The organism is Nigerium massiliense, from assembly GCF_000826085.1.
In the GTDB taxonomy this organism is placed as follows: domain Bacteria; phylum Actinomycetota; class Actinomycetes; order Propionibacteriales; family Propionibacteriaceae; genus Propioniciclava; species Propioniciclava massiliense.
In genome coordinates, this window is sequence record NZ_CCYM01000002.1 from 186,022 (window position 1) to 206,841 (window position 20,820).

The window sequence follows — 20,820 nt, forward strand, 5'->3', positions numbered from 1 at the left end:
CCGATTCCGGAGGACGCCATGCCGTACCCGCTCGCCCTGCCGCCGTCCCTGCGCCCGCTGGTGCCCGATGATCTGGTCGCCGACCCGGCCGAGTGCCCGCCCGTGCGCTGGGGCATCCTCGGGGCGGGCACCATCGCCGCGGCGTTCGCCCGGGACGTCCGGCGCAGCGGCGCCTCGGTCGAGCTGGTGGGCTCCCGGGACGCCGACCGGGCCGCCGCGTTCGCGTCCGAGCACGGGGTGCCCGGCTCCGTCGGCGGGTACGACGCGCTCGCCGCGTCCGACCGCATCGACGCCGTGTACGTCGCGACCCCGCACTCCGAGCACCGCCGCTGCGCCCTGCTGGCCCTCGAGGCCGGCAAGCACGTGCTGGTCGAGAAGGCGTTCGCCCGCAACCGCGAGGAGGCCGTCGAGATCATCGAGGCGGCCCGGTTCGCCGGGCTGTTCGCGATGGAGGCCCTGTGGTCGCGCTTCCTGCCCCACCATCGGGTGGCCCGGCATCTCGTCCAGACGGGCGCCCTGGGCGACCTCGTGCAGGCCTGCGCCGACCTCGGCGATCGGCTGGCCGACGTCCCCCGCATGCACGACCCCGCACTCGCCGGCGGCGCGCTGCTCGACCTCGGCGTCTACCCGATCTCGCTGCTGCAATCGCTGTTCGGCACCCCTGACGAGGTGCACACCGACGGAACGCTCTACCCCACCGGCGTGGACGCCTCGTCGATCGTCGTCATGCGCCGGGGGGATGCCCGCGCGGTCGCCGCGTCCACGATGCTGGCCACCACCTCGAACAGCGGCTGGGTCTCCGGCACCCGCGGGCGGCTCCGTTTCCCGGCCCCGTTGCACAGCCCCGGCCCGCTCGAGGTGACCCTCGGCGACGCCGCGCCCGTCGTCGTCCACCCGCCCGTCGCGGGCGGCTACCAGTTCGAGATCGCCGAGGCATCGCGCTGCGTCGCGGCCGGCTTGCCCGAGTCGCCGATCATGCCGCACGCCGACACCCTCGACGTCATGACGATCCTGGACGACGCGCGTGGCGCCCTCGGCGTGGTCTACCCGGGCGAGGGCGGCCTGGCGCCCCAGACGGTCTAGCCTGACCCCATGCGCCCTGTCGATCTGCCGCTGTTCACCTCCGTCTCCGCCCCGTTCGTCGCGCCGGACCACGCGTGGGCGGTCGTCTCGGTCACCCACCCCGACCTGGCGGCGGACGCCTACGTGGGCCAGCTGTGGCGCGTCGACCTGACCGGCGAGCGCGAACCGCGCCGGCTCACCCGCGGCTTCAGCGACGTCCGCCCCCGGGTGTCCCCGGACGGCTCCCTCGTCGGGTTCCTGCGCTCCCAGCCGGGCGGTGCACCCCAGGTCCACATCCTGCCGACGGACGGCGGCGAGGCCGTCCAGGTGACGGACCAGAAGCTCGGCGTGCTCGAGTTCGAGTTCTCCCCCGACGGCGGCACGATCGCGTTCATCGCCCGCGTCCCCGAGGACGGCCGCTACGGCACCCTCGAGGGGGTCGAGGCCCGCGCCGAGGACCCGCGGCACATCACCACCCTCAAGTACTCCGCCAACGGGCTGGGCTGGACGAACGACCGCCGCCGGCACGTCTTCGTCGTCGAGACCCCCGACCCGTTCGGCGCGCCCGCCGTCACCCCGGTCGGACGCGCCGCGCGCGACCTGGGCACGGACACCCCGCCCTCCGCTGTGCCCGACGCCCGGCAGATCACGGACGGCGACTACGACCACTGGGCGCCGTGCTTCACCCCCGACGGCCAAGCGCTCATCGTCACCTCCGCCCGGCACGAGACCCGCGACCTGGACCTCGTCACAAATCTGTACCGGCTGCGCAAGGGCGACGACCCCACCCTCATCGAGACGCCGTCGACCGCGGACGACGCCTGCTTCTCCGCCGACGGGCAGACCCTGTTCTTCATCGGCGAGGACCTCGGCGCGGACGGCCTCGACTTCGTCGGACACTCCGCAGGAGTCTTCGCGATGCCCGCCGACGGCGGCGAGGCCCGCCGGCTGACGGACACCGCCCTGCACGTCTCCGGCCCGCTTCGCCCGGCAGGCCCCGACGGCGTCCTCGCGCTGGCGAACGTCCGCGGCCACAGCACCCTCGTGCGGGTGAGCGCCGGCGGCGACGTGGACGTGTGGGAGGAAGACTCGGCGGTGCTGGCCGCCGCCGACGCCGGCAGCATGGGCGTCCTCGCCACGGTCACCGACCCGAGCACCCCGGCCGAGTTGGCGCTCCTCGACGACCGTGGCGAGACCCGCCTGACCGACGTCAACGGCCCGCTGCGAGCGGCGTGCGAGCCGGTCGTCCCCGCCGAGCTCGAGGCGTCCTCCCGCGACGGCTACCCGGTGCACGGCTGGGTGTTCACGCCGGTCGGGCCGGGGCCGCACCCGGTGGTGCTCGCGATCCACGGTGGCCCGTTCGCCTCGTACAGCGCCGACTTCTTCGACGAGTTCCAGGTGCTGGTCGAGGCCGGCTACGCGGTGGTGGCCTGCAACCCCCGCGGTGCCGCCGGCTACGGGGAAGAGCACGGACGCGCGACCCGCGGCGACTTCGGCAACCTGGACGCGGCGGACGTCCTCGCCTTCCTCGACCACGCGCTCGAGGTCTCCCCCGGGCTGGACGCCTCCCGCGTCGGCGTGATGGGCGGCTCCTACGGCGGGTACCTGACGGCCTGGATCATCGCCCACGACCACCGATTCGCGGGTGCCATCGTCGAGCGCGGCTTCCTCGACCCGGCCTCCTTCATCGGACCGTCCGACATCGGATCGTTCTTCGTCGCCCAGTACAACGGCGCCGACCTCGACCGCTTGAACGCCCAGTCGCCGACCCTGCTGACCGACCAGGTCACCACGCCCACGCTGGTCATCCACTCCGAGGACGACCTGCGCTGCCCGCTCAGCCAGGCGCTGCGCTACTACACGCGGCTGAAGCAGGCGGGCGCGGACGCCGAACTCCTGGTGTTCCCGGGCGAGAACCACGAACTGTCCCGATCGGGCACCCCGCAGCACCGGCTGCAGCGCTTCGATGCCATTCTCGCCTTCTGGGCGCGGCACCTTCCCACGGCACACTCCTCGAAGGCGTGAGACACATACAGGAACCCGTGACCTGGTCGTAATTTAACGGCGATTTTGGGTAACCTCTTTAGCGTGCCTGTGTTCCACGTCGCGCGTCGGAGCTGCTGCGCGATCGTGGCGGCGTGCTTCCTGTTGTCCGGCTGCGTCAGCGACGGTCCCGTGGTCAGTTCGCCCACCACGATGGCCGGCACCTCGAGTCCGAGCGCGTCGCCACTGCCCGACCTGACCCAGCCCCGGGTGGCGCGCGCGGTCGTCGACCAGCTGATCAAGGCGTCCGGCAGCAACCGCGTGATCATGGTCGAGGTGCGCGCGCACGACGCCTCCGTCAGCGTGCTGAACGCGACCGACCAGGCCGAGACGTGGTCGTCCCGCGACGGACGCCCGGAGAAGATCGCCTCCGACCTCACCTACGTCGATCAGGCGGTGTTCGACCCGTCCGACTACGACCTCGACAACGTCGGGGCCCTGTTCCGCGCGGCCGCGTCAGTGTCCGGCTCCGATGAGCAGCAGGAGCTGCAGATCGTCGATCGCCAGACCATCGACCCGGCGTCGTCGGAGGTGTTGATGGCGGTCTCCACCAACCCCGAGACCCGCACCGTGTTCTTCCACAAGGACGGGTCGCTGCTCCCCACCCTCGACTTCCGCACCCAGTGGGGCATCGCGGAGGGACTCAACAACGTCGTCGCCCAGCACTCCCAGGCGATCCAGGTCGGTGTCGGCTCGCAGGCCGGCGCTTACCTCGACTTCGCCGGCCCCGACCAGACCATCACGCGCCGCCAGCGCACCCCGCGCTTCCCGGTCACGCTGAATCAGCGCAACGAGCGGCCGTCCATGCCCGCGTTCGATCCCAGCATGGTGCGCCCCGACGTGATCTGGCGCGTGCTCACCGCCGGGCAGAACCGCGCCAGCGTGCCCTACGGCGAGCAGTGGTCGGTGGTCGTCGACGACCGCGCCGGCACCGGGAGCCCACGGATGCGCTTCACCATCGGCTCCAAGCAGGTCGTCACCGACCTCTCCGGCAACTCGGTTCGCTGAGCGTCAGGCGCCCGACCCGAAGGTATTGCAACGCTGCGGGTCGCCGGTGGAGAAGCCGGTCGCCGTCCACTTCTTGCGTTGCGCGGACGAGCCGTGCGTCCAGGCGTCCGGGTTCACCCCGCCGCCGCTCTTCCGCTGGATACGGTCGTCGCCGACGGAGACCGCCGCGTCGATGGCGCGGTTGAGGTCGTCCTGGGTGATGGAGGTGATCACCGAGTGGGGGTCGTCGGTGGCGTGCTTGAGCCAGACGCCCGCGTAGCAATCGGCCTGGAGCTCGAGGGCGACGCCGGCCGAGTTCTGGCCGGTCTGGCGGCCCTGCGACTGCACCTTCTCCATGACGCCGGTGAGGTTCTGCACGTGGTGGCCGTACTCGTGGGCGATCACGTACGCCTCGGCCGCGTCGCCGCCCTGGGCGCCGAGCTCGCCCTTGAGCATCTGGTCGAAGAACGTGGGGTCGAGGTAGACCGTCATGTCGTTCGGGCAGTAGAACGGGCCCACCTGAGACGTCGCCGTGCCGCAGCCCGTCGAGATCTGGCTGTCGAACGTCTTGGTCGTGGCCCGCTGATAGTTCTGGCCCATCGCCTGCGACCAGTAGCCCTGGACGGAGTTGGTGTAGGCCACGAAGCGGCAGTTGCGATCCTGCTCGATGGACGCCCCGGAGGTGCAGTGCGCGTACGGGTTCGGCGCGCTCCCCCGCCCGGACGGCTGCTGGCCCTGCTGGGCCCCGCCCAGGATGACGCCCGGGTCGATGCCCAGGAACAGGGCGAGCAGCACGACGATCAAACCGACGCCGCCGCCGACCGCGATGCGGCCTCCGCCGCCGCCTCCGCCCATCTGAGAGGGATCCAGTTGGGCCCCCGAGTTGTACTGCATAACGTCCTCCGTGACGTGCCGATCCGACGTCGGGAGCCTACCCCCCGGGGCCGTCACAATCGGAGGTCGCTCTCCCACCAGGGCGTGAGTCGACTGGATTGTGACCATAGGACCTTGCATAGTGGCAGGTATGCAGATCGTCGGCGTGGAGGTGGGAGGCGGGTCACCTGTCTTCTCCTACACGCTTGCCCACGGCGAAGATCCGCATCAGCGAGCCTGGGAAGAGGGCTACAAGGTCACCCGCCCGCTGTCCGCGACGGGCACGGTGGAGGATCTGACCGTCACCCTGCAGGTCACCCCGCACGGACGCCGCGTCGTCCCCCGCGGCCCCCAACGCACCCGCACCCTGGTGCGCGGACTGAGGCTGGACGACATCGATCCGGTGCGCCGACAGCGCCTGGCGGCGTACGCGCTCATCGTCAGCGACCGCGGCATCTTGGCCACCGAGTTCTCCGAACGGACGGCCGTCCCGGGCATGTGGAGCCTGCCGGGCGGCGGCATCGACGCCGGGGAGAACCCCTCGCAGACCGTGCAGCGCGAAGTCTACGAAGAGACCGGCCAGCACGCGGTGGTCCGCCAATTCATCGATATCCAGACCGATCACTGGATCGGCCTGGCGCCGAACGGCACCGTCGAGGACTTCCACGCGGTCCGGCTGATCTACGCCGCCACCTGCCACTGGCCCAACGACCCCGTCGTCCACGACGCTGGGGGTACCACCGCCGACTCGGCCTGGATCAGCCCCGAGCGCTGGCGCGAGTTGCCGTGGTCGACCGGCGCGAAGTCCCTGCTGACCCGCCACGCCCCCACCCAGATCCGGCTGTGGCGCTGGGAGAAACGGCAGCGCCTCGCCTGAGGACGCGAGAACGGCCCGCCCCGGAGGGGGCGGGCCGTTGTAGCTGGTGGTCGGGCGTCAGTTGCTGCGGAAGTACGACAGGACCCGCAGGATCTCGGTGTAGAGCCAGACCATCGTGACGGTCAGGCCGAAGGCCGCGCGCCACGACTCGCTGTCGGGGGCGTGGTTGCGGATGCCCTGCTCGACGTAGTCGAAGTCGAGCACGAGGTTCGCCACCGCGAGGACCACGAAGACGATCGACACCAGGATGGTCAGCGGGGTGGCGCCGGCGCCGGCCCCGCGGATCCCGAGATCGATGCCGGCCAGCGCGAGCCCCAGGTTCAGGAGCATCAGGACGGCGGCGGCGATCGTGGCGATTCCGACGATACGGCGGAACCGCTGCGTGACCCGGATGCGGAAGAACTTGTACGCGGCCAGCGTCACGGCGGCGGCCACGAACGTGGCGAAGATGGCCTGCACGACGATGCCGTCCCAGAGGGACTCGAACATCGCGCTGAACCCGCCGATGAAGACCCCCTCGACGACCGAGTAGACCAGCACGCCGGCCGGGTTGACCCTGCGGCGTAGCGAGACGAACAGGACGGTGACGAAGCCGACCAGGGCGCTGCCGAGCGTGACCGGCACCAGCAGCGTCGACGGCAGGAACATGAACGTCAGCGCGGCAGCGGCGATGAGCACGCCCATCGTGATGGCCGTCTTGGTGATGACGTCATCGATGGTCATCAGCCCGAGCCCACGGCCGCGCTCCGGTTGTCCCTGCGGCTGGTAGCCCTGCGGCTGGTAGCCCTGCTGGCCGCCGTGCGGCTGCGTCTGGTACGGGTCGTAGCCGCCCTGCTGCCCCTGCGCGGGCTGGAAGGCGACCGGCTTGTTGAAGACGGGATTGTTCGGCATCTGTTTCCTCTCGTCGGACACATCCATGGTACGAAACATGGACAAGTCGGCATTTCTTCCCGTCCTCGGGGCCCCCGGCCCACCGGGCACGTCCACGTCGCGCGGTGGATGACGCGGGCGGACGGACGCCCCGCCGGCGCCGGTCCGGCGGGGCCCCCCTGGCTCGAGGTCAGTGCCTGGCGTAGTACATCACCGGCTCCGGCAGGCCCTTGTCGGCGCGGATGCGGCGAGAGAGCCCCTCGGCGGCGATCAGCGCGTTCACGACGAGGTCCGGGGTGACCGGGAACGGCATGTTGTGGATGGTCTCCCCCTCCGCCGTGGCCGCCTTGGCGACGGCGTGGAGTTCGTCGGCGTCCTCCGGGCGGAGCCCGACCTCCGTCAGCGTGTTCGGCAGTCCGACCCGCGTCGTGAACTCGACGAAGGCCTCGATCTCCTCGGCGGGCGCCCCCTCCATCACCAGTTGGGTCATCGAGCCGAGGTTCACCTTCTGACCGTGGTCGAGGCCGTGGGTCTGCGGCGCAGCCGTCAGACCGTTGTGGATGGCGTGCGCCGCGGCCAGTCCCCCGGACTCGAACCCGAGCCCCGACAGCAGGGTGTTCGCCTCGACGACGGACTCCAGCGCGGGCGTGACGACGTGGGCGCGGACGGCGTCCAGCGCGGGCAGCGCGTTCTCCCACAGCATGTCCCAGCAGAGCTGCGCCAGCGCGGTGCCGGCGTGGGTCGGGCGTCCGCCAGCCATCGTCGACCCCTGGCCGCGGCGAGTGGCGCGTGCCTCGAGCCACGTCGCGAGGGCGTCCCCGATGCCGGCGACCAGGAACCGCACCGGGGCGTCGGCGACCAATTGGGTGTCGATGAGGACCAGGTCGGGGTTCTTCGGGAAGAACCGGTACTCCAGGAACTCCCCGGCCTCCGTGTAGATGACGGACAGCGCCGAGGTGGGCGCGTCCGAGGACGCCGCGGTGGGGATGCTGGCCCAGGCGACGCCGGCGTCGAACCCAGCGGCCTTCACCGAGTCGATCGCGGAGCCGCCACCGAAGGCGACGATGATGTCGTGGCCGCCGTCCTTGATCGCCGAGGCGAGCGACGTCACGGTCTCGGGGGTGGCGAACCCCTCGAATTGCACACGCTTGACGGGCAGGTCGGCATCGCCGAAGCCCTTGGTGACGGGCTCCTCGACGAGGCCCCACACGACGTCGTCGGCGACGAGCAGGGGCTTCGAGCCCAGCTGCTCGAGGTGGGTGCCGAGTTCGGCCAGGGCGCCCGCCCCCTGCACGTAGCGAGACGGGCTGGCGAGAACAGACATGGTCATGACGGTCCCCTCTTCGTTGCGGGGCCCACGCGCGACCGCCGAGAGGGTTCGCTCGTGGCACCCCGTGGTCGGTTCTGTCCTTCCAGACTAGGCGTGCGCGGCGGCCGACGAGCGCGAACAGTTCCGGCGGCACGGACATGCACGCACTCCTGAACGGACGACCGCGGGTCCGCGGGCCTGAGCCGGCGAGGGACGGCATCCGAGGCCGCCGCCAGCGTAGGCTGAGCGCCATGACAGGCGAGCCCCTCGTCGATCGTCCGGACGAGACGGACGTGCTGATCGTCGGAGCCGGCCCCACCGGGCTCATGGCCGGCGCGTGGTGCGCGAAGCTCGGGCTCGACGCGGTGGTCGTGGACGGCAAGGACGGCCCCACGCGCGAGTCGCGGGCCCTCGTCCTGCAGTCCCGTTCGGTCGAGATCTACCGCCAACTCGGCCTCGCCGACGCGGCGTTGGAGCGCGCCGTGTTCGTCCGCGAAGGCCGCCCCGGCGTCGGGTCGCGCACGCTCGGCGCCGTCCGGCTGGATCGCCTAGGACAGGGGCTGACGCCGTTTCCCGGGCTGCACGTCCTTGAGCAGAGTGCCAACGAGACGCTGCTCTCGGAGCACCTCGCCGCGGCCGGGCGCCCCGTACGCTGGCGGCACGCCTTCGCGGGCCTGACGCCGCGTCCGGACGGCCGCACCGAGGTCCTGCTGGACGGCCCGGAGGGACGACGCCGCATCCTGGCCCGCTACGTCATCGGCGCGGACGGCGCGTCGTCCCCGGTGCGGCACGCGGTGGGCATCGGATTCCCCGGCGGCACCAGCCCGTTCACGTTCTACGTGCTGGACGGCGCGGGGGTCACGGGCGTCGGCGACGGGGTCAACCTGCGCGTCTCGGCGAGCCACCTCCTGCTGTCGTTCCCAATGGGCACCGACGAGCACGGCCAGCGGGCCCGGCTGATCGGCGTCCTGCACAGCGACGAGACCGACGGCGCCTTCCACCTGACCGGCGACCTCGACGCGCAGAAGCGAGCGCGCTCGGTGCTCGCGAGGGTCTTCGGCATCGGCTACGCGCACGCCAACTGGTTCTCGACCTACCGGGTCCACCACCGTGTCGCGGACGCGTTCCGCCGCGGCGGCGTCTTCCTCGCCGGGGACGCCGCGCACGTCCACTCGCCCGTCGGCGCGCAGGGCATGAACACGGGGCTGCAGGACGCGCAGAACCTCGTCGTCACGGTCGCCGACGTGCTCACCAGACGGGCCGACGCCGGCACGCTCGACCGCTACGAGGCCGAGCGGCGCCCGGTGGCCCAACGGCTGATCCACAGCACAGACCGGGTGTTCGCCACGGTCACGTCCGCGCACCCGCTCGCCCGGTTCCTGCGCACCCGCGTGCTCCCGGTGGTCTGGCCGATCGCCACCCGCGTCGTCCCCCGGCTGCCGCTGGGCGGACGACTGTTCGGTTACCTCGCACAACTCCGCATCCGGTACCGGATGACGCCGAGCACCCGCCCCCGCAGCCGCACCCAGCGAGCCATCGTCAACCGGGCGCTCGGACGCCGCCTGCCCTGGGTGCCGGACGCGCGCCACGCCGGGCCCTTGTCCGCGGGCGACGGGCGGGGCGACAACCACGAGCCCCTCACCGACGCCACCTGGCAGCTGCACGCGTACGGTCCGGCGGCGACGGCGTCCGCTGAGGCCCTGGCGCGGCACCACCGGGGGCGGCTCGGCGACCTTGTCGTCCACCGGCTCGCCGCGGCGCCACGACACGGGCTGCCGGAGGGGACGGCGCTGCTGGTGCGCCCGGACGGCTTCGTCGCCGACATCGCGTTCGCCTAGCCGCGCCGGCAGTGCCCTCGGTGGGATTCGAACCCACACTGGAGCGGGTTTAAGCCGCCTGCCTCTGCCCTTGGGCTACGAGGGCGCTCCGCCAGCCTACCGAGCCGTGCCTGGCACCTGGGCCGGACACCCCTCGTGCCGCGGACGCCCCCGGCCGCGACGGGCCGGAGCAGATGCCCCGGTTCAGGCGCGCGGGCTCAGGCGCGGGCCAGCAGATCGAGGACGAGGCCGTCCAAGATGTCGGACTCGCTGACCGACAGCGCGGTCGCCACGCGCGCGCCGACGCGGGAGGCGATGAGCGCGCCGGCGCAGATGACGTCGGCCCGCTTGGGCGGCATGCTCGGGAGCTCCAGCACCTGGGCGACGGGGCTGGTCAGCAGGCGGTGCGTGACGGCGTCCAGGTCGTCCTTGCTGACCACCGACCCATGCACGACGCTGCGGTCGTAGGTCTCGAGGCCCAGCACGACGGCCGACAGGCACGTCGCGGTGCCGCCGACGCCGAACCACGTGCGCGCGGCGCCGAAGTCGATGCCGGAGCCGTCCAGCAGGCCGTCCACGAACCTGGTGGCGTCGGCGATCTCGGCCTCGGTGGGCGGGTCTGAGTGCAGGAACCGCTCCCGCAGGCGCACCGACCCCATGTCGAGCGAGACCGCGCCGAGCAACTCGGGGCGCCCGCCCGCGAACGAGCCGAGCACCAACTCGGTGGAGCCGCCGCCGATGTCCATGACGAGGGCCGGCACGTCGGCGTCCGGCGCGGCGGACAGCGCGCCGACGAAGCTCAGTCGGGCCTCCTCATCGCCGGAGATGATCTCGGCGTCGACGCCGAGCCGCTCGCGCACCCCGGCGAAGAACTCGTCCCGGTTGGTGGCGTCCCGGGCGGCGGAGGTGGCGACCATGCGGACGGCGCTCGCGCCCGCCCGGCGGATGCGCGCGGCGAAATCGTCCAGCGCGGCCATCGTGCGCTCCAGCGCCTCGGGAGCGAAGCGACGGGTGGCGTCCACACCCTGACCGAGCCGGGTCAGATGCAGGTCGCGGTCGACCTCGGTGAAGGCCCCGTCGCCGTCGGAGCGGGCGATCAGCAGCCGCACCGAGTTGGTCCCGCAGTCGATCGCCGCGACCGTCGTGGTCTCACTCATGGCTCTCCCAGAAGTTGCCGATCATCGCGACTGCTTCGTCGCCCAGCGGGTTGACGCCCGGCCCCACCGCCAGGGCGTGCGCGACGAGGACGTGCAGGCACTTCACGCGGGACGGCATGCCGCCGGCGCTGACGCCCTGGATCTCCTCGACCTCGCCGAGCGTCTCCCGATCGCTGAGGTAGGACTCATGCGCCCGGTAGTAGGCGGCGGACAGGGCCGGGTCGTCCGCGAGCCGCTGGGTCATCTCGGCCATCACCCCGTTGGCCTCCAGCGTGGAGCACGCGGCGACGGCCTTCGGGTGGGTCAGGTAGTACAGGGTCGGGAACGGCGTGCCGTCGTCCAGCCGCGGCTCCGTGACCACCACCCCCGGCTCGCCGGTGGGCGTGCGCCACGCGATCCCGACCACCCCACGTGGCGGGCGTCCGAGCTGCTCGGTGATCACTGCGGCGTCCGCGTCCGTCATCTGATCGAAGCTGTGCACGTCGCCACCCTAGCGACGACGGCGAACCGGACGGCGACCGAGCGCAGAAATGAGCGTCGGTGCCGGACGCCCGCGGCGTCCACCGGGGTCAGCGGCGCGCGGGGGCCGGATGGTCGGCGGCCTCGATGGAGCCGGCAAGGCGGTCCCACCAGCGCGGGGTCATGTCGGTGACGCCGGCGCGGTCGAGCGCGCCGGACTCCTCGCTGCCGGTCAGCACCGTGCCGTCCGCCCCGATCACGCGGTAGCCCACCTCGCCGGGCATCACCCAGCCGAGCCGGGTGCGCGCCTGGCTCTTGACGTAGTTGGGATCGTTCCAGCGGTTGAGCTGGTCTTCGAGCTGGGTGACGCGCTGCTGCCGCTCGGTGACCTGCTGTTGCGCCTGGGTGATCGTGGCCTGCTGGTTGAGGTAGGTGCGCAGCGAGTTCGCGTACGACAGGGCCAGCAGCGCCAGCACGGCGAAGAGGATCAGGGCGCGGTGCGTGAAGGCGAGTCCCTTGCCGCGTCCCCCCGGGCGGAGGCGTCCCTTCAGCGCGGAGAACCGGCCCCGCGGGGCCGCCGACGCGCCGGTGAACTCGGAGGCTTCCACCGGCGTGGCCGCCGATCGGGCACCCCGCTGGCGCCGCATGGTGCGCGTCGGGCCGGTCGGCTGACGCGTCAGTCGCTTGTCCCGTGCCATGGCTGCCCCCTCTCGATTCGCGCTCCAGAATAGGCGGCCCGCCCGCGCGATCGTGGGAGGCGGACGCCGCCGCGCCGTCCGCCGCGCGCTCGCCCGGAGAAGAACGACGGCGCCGGCCGTCCCCGAGGGGACGACCGGCGCCGGCGGTTCAGCAGCGAGTCACTTGCGGTTGGTGTACCGCGGGAAGGCGTCGAGACCGGCGTAGGTCGCGGCGTCGTCCAGGTCCTCCTCGATGCGGAGCAGCTGGTTGTACTTCGCGACGCGCTCGGAGCGGGCCGGCGCACCGGTCTTGATCTGGCCGCAGTTGGTGGCGACGGCGAGGTCGGCGATCGTGGTGTCCTCGGTCTCGCCGGAACGGTGGCTCATCATGCAGTGGTAGCCCGCACGGTGCGCCATGTCCACGGCGTCCAGGGTCTCGCTGAGCGAGCCGATCTGGTTGACCTTCACGAGCAGCGCGTTCGCGGTGTCGTTCTCGATGCCGCGGGCGAGGCGCTCGGGGTTGGTGACGAACAGGTCGTCGCCGACGAGCTGGACCTTCTCACCGAGCTGCTCGGTGATCTTCTTCCAGCCGTCCCAGTCTTCCTCGTTCAGCGGATCCTCGATGGAGACCAGCGGGTAGGCGTCCACCCACTCGGAGTAGATCGCGATCATCTCGTCGCTGGACTTCTTCTGGCCCTCGAAGTCGTAGGCGTCGTTCTCGAAGAACTCGGACGCGGCGACGTCGAGCGCGAGGCAGATGTCGGTGCCCGGCTCCAGCCCGGCGGCCTTGATGGCCTCGAGGATGAGGTCGAGCGCGGCGCGGTTGCTCTCGAGGTTCGGCGCGAAGCCGCCCTCGTCGCCCAGGCCGGTGGCCAGGCCCTTGTCCTTCAGCACCTTCTTCAGCGCGTGGTACACGGCCGCGCCCATCTCAAGGGCCTCGGCGAAGGTCTCCGCGCCGACCGGAGCGATCATGAACTCCTGGATGTCGACGTTGGAGTCAGCGTGCGAGCCGCCGTTGAGGATGTTCATCATCGGGACGGGCAGCACGTGGGCGTTGGGGCCGCCGACGTAGCGGTACAGCGGCAGCGCGGCCGACTCGGCGGCGGCGCGGGCGACGGCCAGGGAGACACCCAGGATCGCGTTGGCGCCCAGCTTGCCCTTGTTGTCGGTGCCGTCCAGCTCGAGCATGGTCACGTCGACCAGGCGCTGCTGATCGGCCTCGAGACCCATCACCTCGGTGGCGATCTGCTCCTGGACGTTCTCGACGGCCTTCAGGACTCCCTTGCCGCCGTAGCGCTTCTTGTCGCCGTCGCGGAGCTCGACGGCCTCGAAAGCGCCAGTGGAAGCGCCGGAGGGAACCGCAGCGCGGCCCTCGGAACCGTCATCAAGAATGACCTGAACCTCAACGGTGGGGTTGCCGCGGGAGTCGAGGATCTCGCGAGCGTCGACGAATTCGATGGTTGCCACGATTCTGCCTTTCATTGAAAGTACCGTTCGTGGCTCACTCTAGTGGTTCGGGCTCTCGCCTAGAGGGGTGGCTGTGGAACGTTCACCGGGCTGCAACCCGCCGGGCATCCGTCACCGCGGGCAGGTGCACCATTCGCCCGCGGGCACCTGAGCCTTCACCTGGTCGATGTGCTCGCCGCACCCCGCCCACGTCGTCTTCCCACATTTGTCACAGGTCACCGGACGGCACATGGCGCGCTCCTCTCGCTCGCTGGCTTCTCGCCGGTCAGCCTACTCCGGCCGCTGGACGGCTCGATCGTCGCCCTGGACGGCCGCGCGTTCGGCGTCCTGGATTCGGGCTTCGAGGGCGCGGAGCGCGGCCCGGGTGGCCTGGTCGGCGTCCACCCCGGACGCCTGCGCACGGGCGACGAGCGCCACGATCTGCGTCCCGACCTCGTCCGCGGTGATCGGCTCGTCGGGCAGTTCGACCCCGACGCCGTGGGCGCGGGTGCGGGAGACGACCTTGCCGGCGCGGGCCAGCACGGCGAGCGGGGACGCGATGCCGTCCAGCGCCGAGCGGCGTCCCTTCTCCTGCTTCTTGCGCTGCTCCCAGGAGGCGACCTTGTCGACGGGGGCATCCTCGCCGGCAAAGATGTGCGGGTGCCGGCGGATGAGTTTGTCGGCGATGCCGTCGGCGACGTCGTCGACGGTGAAGCGGCCGGTCTCGGCGGCGATCTCGCTGTGGAAGAACACCTGCAAGAGGAGGTCGCCGAGCTCCTCGCGCAGGTCGGCGTCCGTGCCGGTCTCGATCGCCTCGACGACCTCGCCGGTCTCCTCGATCAGGTGGTTGACCAGGCTGGCGTGGGTCTGCTCGGCGTCCCAGGGGCACTCGTGCCGCAGGACGTGCATCACCTCGGCGAGCCGGTCGAGCCCGGGGTGCCGGGCGTCGGTCACGGCTGCGGCGTCGCCGTCGGCACCGGGTTGCTGAGGCTGCCGGTGGTGCCCGACAGCTGGCAGCTCTCGGGGATGAACTGTCCGTAGCGCGGGTTGACCGTCACGTCGAGCTTCGAGCAGCCGGTGAGGAACTTGTCCTCGCCGATCTTGCGGGCGACCGCGACATACGTGGTGGCGTTGTCGACGTATTGCTTGCCGCCCTCTGTCTGCGCGAGATGAGCCAGCTGCGGAACCTGCGCGATGATCTGCTGTCGCTGCGCCGGGGTGATCGTCATGTTGTTCTGCTGGGCGAGCTGCTGCGACACCGCGCCGAGGATCGCGCTGTTCACCACCGACAGCCGGATCTGGGACGGCTGCGTCTGCAGCGCGTTGGCCAGGTCGGTCGTCTGGGTCTGGATGGTGTCCTCGGAGATCGTCGTGCCGCCGACCGTCGCCGCGTTCTGCGGGTTCTGGGCGGCACAGCCCGTCAGCGCCAGTGCCAGGACCGCGCCGGTGGCGGCGAGCGTGCGGGCTGCGTTCTTCATCTCGAGCTGCTCCCTAGGGACGTGACGGACGTCGATGAACACGAGCGATCCTAGCTGCAGATCGACTGGCGGATGCACAAGGACGGCCCACGCCGCACGGCGCTCGTCGATCTCCTCGCCGGGCGGCCTCGGCCGGGACAAGAATGGGTTCATGGCCTCCACACCATCGCCCGCCCCTGGTTCTCGCCTCCGTTCCCTCCTCATCGTCCTCGCGTGCGCCATCGCCGGCGCCCTGCTGTTCGCGCTGGCCGGGCCACGCACCGCCCCGCTCGGACCGGCCCGCGGCGATGAGACGCTCGCCCGGGACCTACGGGCCGCGCTCGACCGACCCGACGGCTACCCCGCCGTCAGCGCCGCGCGCCTGAGCGGCGGCAAGGTCACCTGGGCGGGCTTCGGCGACGTCACCGCCGACTCTCGCTTCGAGCTGGGCTCGATCACCAAGACCTTCGACGGCCTGTTGCTGGCGGACGCAACTCAGCGCGGCGAGGTCAAGCTGACCGACCGGTTGGACGCTCACCTGCCCGAGCTCGCCGGGACGCCGGTCGGCGAGGTGACGCTGGAGGAGCTGGCCAGCCACCGGTCCGGCCTGCCCTCGCTCGCGAGGACGGACTGGGCGGCGATCGTCGTCCAGGACCTGGCCGGCGCCGCGCTGAGCGACTACACGTCCAGCACCCCGGCGTCCCTGATCGAGCAGGTCCGGACGGTGCCGCTGACGGGCCGGGGCACCATGCAGTACTCCAACCTGGGCGCGGCGCTGCTCGGCCAGGCGCTGACGCGCGCCGCCGGCGTCCCGGATTGGCCGACGCTGGTGCACACGCGGGTGTTCGATCGCCTCGGCATGACGGCCACCCACATCGCTCCGGCGGGCTCCCCCGCCCCGGACCTGATGCAGCCCCACCAGTCGAACGGTCATGCCATCGAGCCGTGGACGGGACTGGGTTATGCGCCCGCCGGGCTCGGGGTCACCACGACCGCGAGCGATCTGGCCCGCTACGCCCAGGCGATCCTGGACGGCAAGGCGCCGGGGATGAGCGCGCTGGACCCTCGGTGGCCGACCTCTATTCCCGGGAACGAGATCGGGCTCGCCTGGATGGTCGCCTCGCCGGACGATCGCCCCGTCGTGTGGCACAACGGCGGCACCGGCGGGACGCGCACCGCGCTGATGATCGACCGGAAGGCCGGGACGGCCGCGCTGGTGCTGACCAATACGTCGGTCGACGTGACCGGTACCGCCGCGCGCTTGGTGCACCGCCCCGAGGCCTGGTCTCTCCCGCCGATGCCGGTCGACACTGACACGGTCGGGTGGGTCGCGATCGGTCTGGTCGTCGTGCTGGTCGCGGCGTGGGCGGCCGTGCTGGGCCGCAGCCGGACGAGGATCGTCGGTCAGCTGCTGGGCGCCGCCGGCGCGGTGCTGCTGTGGTGGATCGCCGCCCCGTGGGACTGGTCGCCGGCCTGGCTGTTCGGCGCCGCGCTCGGGTTGACGGTCGGCGGTGTGGTCGCGACGGTCCTGCGCTGGGGCTCCCTGCCGTGGCGGCCGCCGCGTCGGGCGTGGCTGGCCGTCGTCGCCGGAGTGCTTGGTGTGGCGTGGTTCGCCGCGATGGTGGCCGTCGCCGTGGCCGTGGGGGTGGCGGCGTCCTCGGTCGCGTGAGACCGGCGGCCCCGCCGACGGCGGAACTGACCGCGCCCGTTGGACACGGCCAGTTCCGCAGGGTCACTTCTGGGTCGCCGTGTGCGCCGTCCCCTGGGCGTCGCGCCAGGCGATCGTCGTCGCGAGCGGCCACTTGACCGCGCCCGTTCGGGCAGCCGGGCCAGCAGGCCGGCGATCTCGGCGCGGTCGGCGACGCGGTCGCTCGGCTCGGCGGGCGACGCGTCGGGGAGGTCGGCGACCAGCACCTCGCGGCGGTGCCGGCGCCAGCGGTCGATGGTGTCGTTGACGAGGGCGCGGCGCGTGTACGCGAGCGCCTCGTCATGCCGCACCCGCGGCCAGGCCAGGTAGGTCTTGATCAGCGCCGCCTGCACCAAGTCGGCGGCGAGGGTCCGGTCGCCGGTGAGCAGCCAGGCGGTGCGGCTGAGAGACCCGCTCGCCTCCGCCACGAACGCGGCGAACGAGGCGTCCCGATCGTCTTTGCTCGGTCTGTCCATCACGCTCCCCTTCGTTGAGGTCTTCACCCTGCACTACGGACGAGGGGCGCGTGGGGTTGCCTGTCTGGGGGAATCGGCCGGGGACGTCTTTCCTCGGCCGACCTGGACGTTGGCGAGCAGGCCGGCCGGTCAGCCGAACAGCGCGGTGACGGCCTGGGTGGCCCACTCCAGCAGCGCCAGGTCCTTGACGGGTTGGCCGCCGATCGGGCGGGTCATCGGACGCGGCAGCAGCACCTGCTTGGACGCCTTGTGCACCTTCGCCCCGGGATAGAGCCGATTGAGGCGCAGCACCCGCGACTCGGGCAGCTCGGCCGGGCTGAGCCGGATGAAGGTGCCGGCCGAGATCACCTCGGTGAGGCCGACGCTGCGGCACAGCAGCCGGAACCGGGCGACCTCCAGCAGCGCGGTCACCGGTTCGGGCGGGGTGCCGTAGCGGTCGACGAGTTCGTCCCGAACGGCGTTGAGATCGGCGACCTCCCGAACCTGCGCGATGCGCTTGTACATCTCGAGGCGCAGCCGCTCCGATTCGACGTAGTCGACGGGCAGGTGCGCCTCGACGGGCAGCTCGATCTTCATCTCGGGTTCGGGCTCGGTGTCCTCGCCGCGGAAGTCGGCGACGGCCTCGCCGACGAGCCGGATGTAGAGGTCGAAGCCGACGTCGGCGATGTGTCCCGACTGTTCGCCGCCCAGCAGGTTGCCGGCGCCGCGGATCTCCAGGTCCTTCATCGCGATCGCCATGCCGGCGCCCAGGTCGGTGTGGGCGGCCATCGTCGAGAGCCGGTCGTGCGCGGTCTCGGTCAGCGGCTTGTCGGCCGGGTAGAGGAAGTAGGCGTAGCCGCGCTCGCGTCCGCGCCCGACGCGTCCGCGCAGCTGGTGCAGCTGGGACAGGCCCATCAGGTCGGCGCGCTCGATGATGAGGGTGTTGGCCGTCGAGATGTCCAGGCCGGCCTCGACGATCGTGGTGCAGACCAGGACGTCGGCCTTGCGCTCCCAGAAGTCGACCATCACTTGCTCGAGCGCCTTCTCGTTCATCTGGCCGTGCGCGACCGCGACCCTCGCCTCGGGGACGAGGTCCTGGATGTGCGCGGCCGCCTTGCCGATGCTGTTCACCCGGTTGTGGATGAAGAACACCTGACCCTCGCGGGCCAGCTCGCGCCGGATCGCCGCGCGCACCTGCCCGTCGTCGTACGGTCCGGCGAAGGTCAGGACGGGGTGGCGTTCCTCGGGCGGGGTCGCGATGACGCTCATCTCGCGGATGCCCGTGACGGCCATCTCAAGCGTGCGCGGGATGGGGGTGGCCGACATGGCGAGGACGTCCACGTTGAGGCGCAGCTTCTTCAGCGCCTCCTTGTGCTCGACGCCGAAGCGCTGCTCCTCGTCGATGATCACCAGACCCAGATCCTTGAACTGCACCTGATCGCTGAGCAGCCGGTGCGTCCCGATGGCGACGTCGACCGAACCGTCCGCCAGCCCCTCGACCGTCTTCTTGATCTCGGCGTTCGTCTGGAAACGGCTGAGCTGCGCCACGGTGACGGGGAAGCCGGCGTAGCGGTCGGCGAACGTCTGGAAGTGCTGTTGGACGAGCAGCGTCGTCGGCACGAGGACGGCGACCTGCTTGCCGTCCATCACCGCCTTGAACGCCGCGCGCACCGCGATCTCGGTCTTGCCGTACCCGACGTCACCGCAGATGAGCCGGTCCATCGGGACGACCTGCTGCATGTCGGCCTTCACCTCGGTGATCGCGGCCAGCTGGTCGGGGGTCTCGACGTAGGTGAAGGCATCCTCGAGCTCGCGCTGCCACACGGTGTCGACGCCGAACGCGTGGCCCTTGGTCGCCTGCCGGGCGGCGTAGAGCTTGATGAGCTCGGCGGCGATCTCGCGGACGGCCTTGCGGGCCCGGCTCTTGCGCCGCGCCCAATCGGAGCCGCCGAGGCGGTCGAGCGAGGGGGCGTCCCCGCCGACGTAGCGGGTGACCTGGTCGAGCTGGTCCATGGGCAGGAACAGCCGGTCGCCCGGCTGGCCGCGCTTGGACGGCGCGTACTCGACGACCAGGTACTCGCGCGTCGAGCCGGCGACGGTGCGCTGCACCATCTCGACGTAGCGGCCGACGCCGTGCTGCTCGTGGACGATGTAGTCGCCGGACGTCAGCTCGAGCGGGTCGATCGCGTTCTTGCGCCGCGCCGGCATCTTGCGGGCCGACTTGTCGACATCGCGCTGGCCGGAGAGGTCGCCGGCGGTGAAGACGTTGAGCTTGATCGTCTCGACGCGGAAGCCGTGCGGCAGGTCGGCGACCACGACGGAGACGCGCCCCGCCAGCTCGGCGCCGGCGAGGATCTCGGCCATGCGGGTGGCCCGGCCGTTGTTGTCGGCGACGAGGACGACCGTCCAGCCGCTGTGCGCGGCGTCGGAGATGGCCTCGACCGCCCGCTCGGTGTCGCCGCGGTACACCTCGTTCTCCACGGCATCGACGCGCAGAGACTCGGGATCCTCGGCGAAGGAGGACAACGTCCACCAGGCCAGGCCGCGGTCGACGGCGTCGGTGCGCACCTCGCCCAACGCCCGGTAGGCGGACGCCTCCAGGTCGATCGGCGCCTTGCCGCCCTCCGCGGCGGCCGTCCAGGACGCGCGCAGGAACTCCTGGGACGTCTCGTGCAGCTCGAGCGCGCGGGCCCGCACCTTCTCGGGGTCGCTGACGAGGACCAGCGTCTCGGCCGGCACGACGTCGACGAGCAGTTCGAGACCGTCCACGAGCGCGGCGGACAGCGCCTCCATGCCATCGACGGCGTGCCCGTCGGCGATGCGCTCGAACACGTCGCGCAGCTGGTCGGGCACCGCGCCGTTTCGGGCGTGCTCATGCGCGCGCTCGCGGACCTTCTCGGTGATCAGCATCTCCCGGCACGGGGACGCCGTGATCTCCGGCAGCAACGCCTCGTCCGAGCGCTGGTCGGCGATCTGGAAGTGCCGGATCTCCTCGACGGTGTCGCCGAAGAAGTCGACGCGGATCGGGTGCTCCTCCGTCGGTGGGAAGACGTCGATGATGCCGCCGCGCACCGCGAACTCGCCGCGCCGCTCGACGAGGTCCACACGGACATACGCCGCGTCCACGAGCATGCGCGCGACGTCCTCGATGTCGTAGTCCTCCCCCGCGACCAGCCGCACCGGCAGCAGGTCGCCCAGCCCCTTCACCTGGGGCTGCAGGGCGGCGCGGACCGGGGCCACGATGATGCGCGGCGCGGGCCGCTCGTCGTGGCCGGCGAGCCGGCGCAGGACGTCGAGGCGGCGTCCCACGGTGTCGGAACGGGGCGAGAGGCGCTCGTGCGGCAGGGTCTCCCAGGCCGGGTAGTAGCTGACCGCGTCCTCGCCGAGCAGCGATGCCAGGGACGCGGTGAGCGCCTCCGCCTCGCGGTACGTCGAGGTGATGACCAGCTGGGGCCGTTCGGGTTCCAGCGCCGCCACCATGAGCGGCCGCATGGCCTCGGGGATGGCGATGTCCAACGTCGGCTCGGACCCGGTGTGAGCGGCCTCGACGAGCTGCTTGATCACGGGTTCGGAGGCGACGAACTCGAGAAGGCCGTCAAGATCCACGGGGTGCAGTCTAGGTGGTCCGCCACCGCGTCCGGCTG

General features: G+C 71.6%; 16 protein-coding genes, 1 tRNA gene and 1 pseudogene. 6 read left to right on the forward strand and 12 right to left on the reverse strand.

Annotated elements, in window-relative coordinates:
* Nucleotides 1–18 precede the first annotated feature (18 nt).
* The 3 genes from BN1187_RS02350 to BN1187_RS02360 all read left to right on the forward strand — a co-directional run bounded on the left by BN1187_RS02350 (nucleotide 19) and on the right by BN1187_RS02360 (nucleotide 4,113).
* Nucleotides 19–1,083, forward strand: a complete 1,065-nt coding sequence (locus BN1187_RS02350) for a Gfo/Idh/MocA family protein (RefSeq protein ID WP_082034453.1) — start codon at nucleotides 19–21, stop codon at nucleotides 1,081–1,083.
* A 9-nt stretch (nucleotides 1,084–1,092) separates the two neighbouring features.
* Nucleotides 1,093–3,087, forward strand: coding sequence for a S9 family peptidase (locus tag BN1187_RS02355; RefSeq protein ID WP_040158377.1), 1,995 nt, complete (start codon nucleotides 1,093–1,095; stop codon nucleotides 3,085–3,087).
* Between the two features lie 63 nt (nucleotides 3,088–3,150).
* Nucleotides 3,151–4,113, forward strand: coding sequence for a hypothetical protein (locus BN1187_RS02360; protein WP_147675049.1), 963 nt, complete (start codon nucleotides 3,151–3,153; stop codon nucleotides 4,111–4,113).
* A 3-nt stretch (nucleotides 4,114–4,116) separates the two neighbouring features.
* Here the strand turns inward: BN1187_RS02360 and ypfJ are convergent, their stop codons facing one another.
* A complete protein-coding gene (ypfJ, locus tag BN1187_RS02365) occupies nucleotides 4,117–4,986 on the reverse strand; it encodes a KPN_02809 family neutral zinc metallopeptidase (protein ID WP_040158381.1) in 870 nt (289 codons plus the stop codon).
* Between the two features lie 130 nt (nucleotides 4,987–5,116).
* Between ypfJ and BN1187_RS02370 the strand changes: the two genes are divergently transcribed.
* Entirely contained in the window at nucleotides 5,117–5,842 is a 726-nt protein-coding gene (locus tag BN1187_RS02370; RefSeq protein ID WP_072041936.1) for an NUDIX hydrolase, read from the forward strand.
* A 57-nt stretch (nucleotides 5,843–5,899) separates the two neighbouring features.
* On the opposite strand, the gene BN1187_RS02375 is transcribed toward BN1187_RS02370, so the two are convergent.
* Together BN1187_RS02375 and BN1187_RS02380 are read right to left on the reverse strand one after the other, a co-directional pair.
* Entirely contained in the window at nucleotides 5,900–6,733 is an 834-nt protein-coding gene (locus BN1187_RS02375; RefSeq protein WP_040158384.1) for a Bax inhibitor-1/YccA family protein, read from the reverse strand.
* 169 nt (nucleotides 6,734–6,902) lie between these two features.
* On the reverse strand, nucleotides 6,903–8,042 hold the full coding sequence (locus BN1187_RS02380; protein ID WP_040158387.1) for a glycerol dehydrogenase: 1,140 nt from the start codon (nucleotides 8,040–8,042) through the stop codon (nucleotides 6,903–6,905).
* A gap of 230 nt (nucleotides 8,043–8,272) precedes the next feature.
* On the opposite strand from BN1187_RS02380, the gene BN1187_RS02385 reads away from it, so the two are divergent.
* Nucleotides 8,273–9,859 carry an FAD-dependent monooxygenase gene (locus tag BN1187_RS02385; RefSeq protein WP_052462195.1) on the forward strand — a complete coding sequence of 529 codons (1,587 nt, stop codon included), beginning with the start codon at nucleotides 8,273–8,275 and terminating at the stop codon, nucleotides 9,857–9,859.
* 12 nt (nucleotides 9,860–9,871) lie between these two features.
* Here BN1187_RS02385 and BN1187_RS02390 read toward each other — a convergent pair.
* The 7 genes from BN1187_RS02390 to BN1187_RS02420 form a co-directional block, all read right to left on the reverse strand.
* A tRNA-Leu gene (locus BN1187_RS02390) sits at nucleotides 9,872–9,944 on the reverse strand.
* A 112-nt stretch (nucleotides 9,945–10,056) separates the two neighbouring features.
* A complete protein-coding gene (locus BN1187_RS02395) occupies nucleotides 10,057–10,995 on the reverse strand; it encodes a Ppx/GppA phosphatase family protein (RefSeq protein WP_040158388.1) in 939 nt (312 codons plus the stop codon).
* Nucleotides 10,988–11,458 (reverse strand): DUF501 domain-containing protein, encoded by a 471-nt coding sequence (locus tag BN1187_RS02400; protein ID WP_040159746.1) that lies wholly within the window; start codon nucleotides 11,456–11,458, stop codon nucleotides 10,988–10,990. The genes BN1187_RS02395 and BN1187_RS02400 overlap by 8 nt, the downstream gene beginning before the upstream one ends.
* 106 nt (nucleotides 11,459–11,564) lie before the next feature.
* Nucleotides 11,565–12,152 (reverse strand): FtsB family cell division protein, encoded by a 588-nt coding sequence (locus BN1187_RS02405; RefSeq protein ID WP_097677296.1) that lies wholly within the window; start codon nucleotides 12,150–12,152, stop codon nucleotides 11,565–11,567.
* 159 nt (nucleotides 12,153–12,311) lie between these two features.
* Nucleotides 12,312–13,598 (reverse strand): phosphopyruvate hydratase, encoded by a 1,287-nt coding sequence (gene eno, locus BN1187_RS02410; RefSeq protein WP_040158391.1) that lies wholly within the window; start codon nucleotides 13,596–13,598, stop codon nucleotides 12,312–12,314.
* A gap of 270 nt (nucleotides 13,599–13,868) precedes the next feature.
* Nucleotides 13,869–14,486: a nucleoside triphosphate pyrophosphohydrolase gene (locus BN1187_RS02415; protein ID WP_052462395.1), complete on the reverse strand. Its 618-nt coding sequence runs from the start codon at nucleotides 14,484–14,486 to the stop codon at nucleotides 13,869–13,871.
* Nucleotides 14,487–14,527: 41 nt separating this feature from the next.
* A complete protein-coding gene (locus BN1187_RS02420; RefSeq protein ID WP_157754725.1) occupies nucleotides 14,528–15,208 on the reverse strand; it encodes a SurA N-terminal domain-containing protein in 681 nt (226 codons plus the stop codon).
* On the opposite strand from BN1187_RS02420, the gene BN1187_RS14780 reads away from it, so the two are divergent.
* Nucleotides 15,207–16,703, forward strand: a complete 1,497-nt coding sequence (locus BN1187_RS14780; protein ID WP_052462196.1) for a serine hydrolase domain-containing protein — start codon at nucleotides 15,207–15,209, stop codon at nucleotides 16,701–16,703. The genes BN1187_RS02420 and BN1187_RS14780 overlap by 2 nt on opposite strands.
* A 260-nt stretch (nucleotides 16,704–16,963) precedes the next feature.
* On the opposite strand, the pseudogene BN1187_RS14785 reads toward BN1187_RS14780, so the two are convergent.
* Together BN1187_RS14785 and mfd are read right to left on the reverse strand one after the other, a co-directional pair.
* A pseudogene (locus tag BN1187_RS14785) lies at nucleotides 16,964–17,197 on the reverse strand (sigma factor); the annotation flags it as partial.
* 129 nt (nucleotides 17,198–17,326) lie between these two features.
* A complete protein-coding gene (mfd, locus tag BN1187_RS02435; RefSeq protein WP_052462197.1) occupies nucleotides 17,327–20,782 on the reverse strand; it encodes a transcription-repair coupling factor in 3,456 nt (1,151 codons plus the stop codon).
* Nucleotides 20,783–20,820 lie beyond the last annotated feature (38 nt).

Bases quoted from the DNA above. Each gene is read 5' to 3' on its own strand.
- BN1187_RS14780 (WP_052462196.1), top strand. From the start codon at position 15,207: ATGGCCTCCACACCATCGCCCGCCCCTGGTTCTCGCCTCCGTTCCCTC.
- BN1187_RS02375 (WP_040158384.1), bottom strand. From the start codon at position 6,733: ATGCCGAACAATCCCGTCTTCAACAAGCCGGTCGCCTTCCAGCCCGCG.
- BN1187_RS02420 (WP_157754725.1), bottom strand. From the start codon at position 15,208: ATGAACCCATTCTTGTCCCGGCCGAGGCCGCCCGGCGAGGAGATCGAC.
- BN1187_RS02400 (WP_040159746.1), bottom strand. From the start codon at position 11,458: ATGACGGACGCGGACGCCGCAGTGATCACCGAGCAGCTCGGACGCCCG.
- BN1187_RS02350 (WP_082034453.1), top strand. From the start codon at position 19: ATGCCGTACCCGCTCGCCCTGCCGCCGTCCCTGCGCCCGCTGGTGCCC.
- BN1187_RS02355 (WP_040158377.1), top strand. From the start codon at position 1,093: ATGCGCCCTGTCGATCTGCCGCTGTTCACCTCCGTCTCCGCCCCGTTC.
- BN1187_RS02385 (WP_052462195.1), top strand. From the start codon at position 8,273: ATGACAGGCGAGCCCCTCGTCGATCGTCCGGACGAGACGGACGTGCTG.
- ypfJ (WP_040158381.1), bottom strand. From the start codon at position 4,986: ATGCAGTACAACTCGGGGGCCCAACTGGATCCCTCTCAGATGGGCGGA.
- BN1187_RS02380 (WP_040158387.1), bottom strand. From the start codon at position 8,042: ATGACCATGTCTGTTCTCGCCAGCCCGTCTCGCTACGTGCAGGGGGCG.
- BN1187_RS02405 (WP_097677296.1), bottom strand. From the start codon at position 12,152: ATGGCACGGGACAAGCGACTGACGCGTCAGCCGACCGGCCCGACGCGC.
- BN1187_RS02415 (WP_052462395.1), bottom strand. From the start codon at position 14,486: ATGCACGTCCTGCGGCACGAGTGCCCCTGGGACGCCGAGCAGACCCAC.
- BN1187_RS02370 (WP_072041936.1), top strand. From the start codon at position 5,117: ATGCAGATCGTCGGCGTGGAGGTGGGAGGCGGGTCACCTGTCTTCTCC.
- BN1187_RS02395 (WP_040158388.1), bottom strand. From the start codon at position 10,995: ATGAGTGAGACCACGACGGTCGCGGCGATCGACTGCGGGACCAACTCG.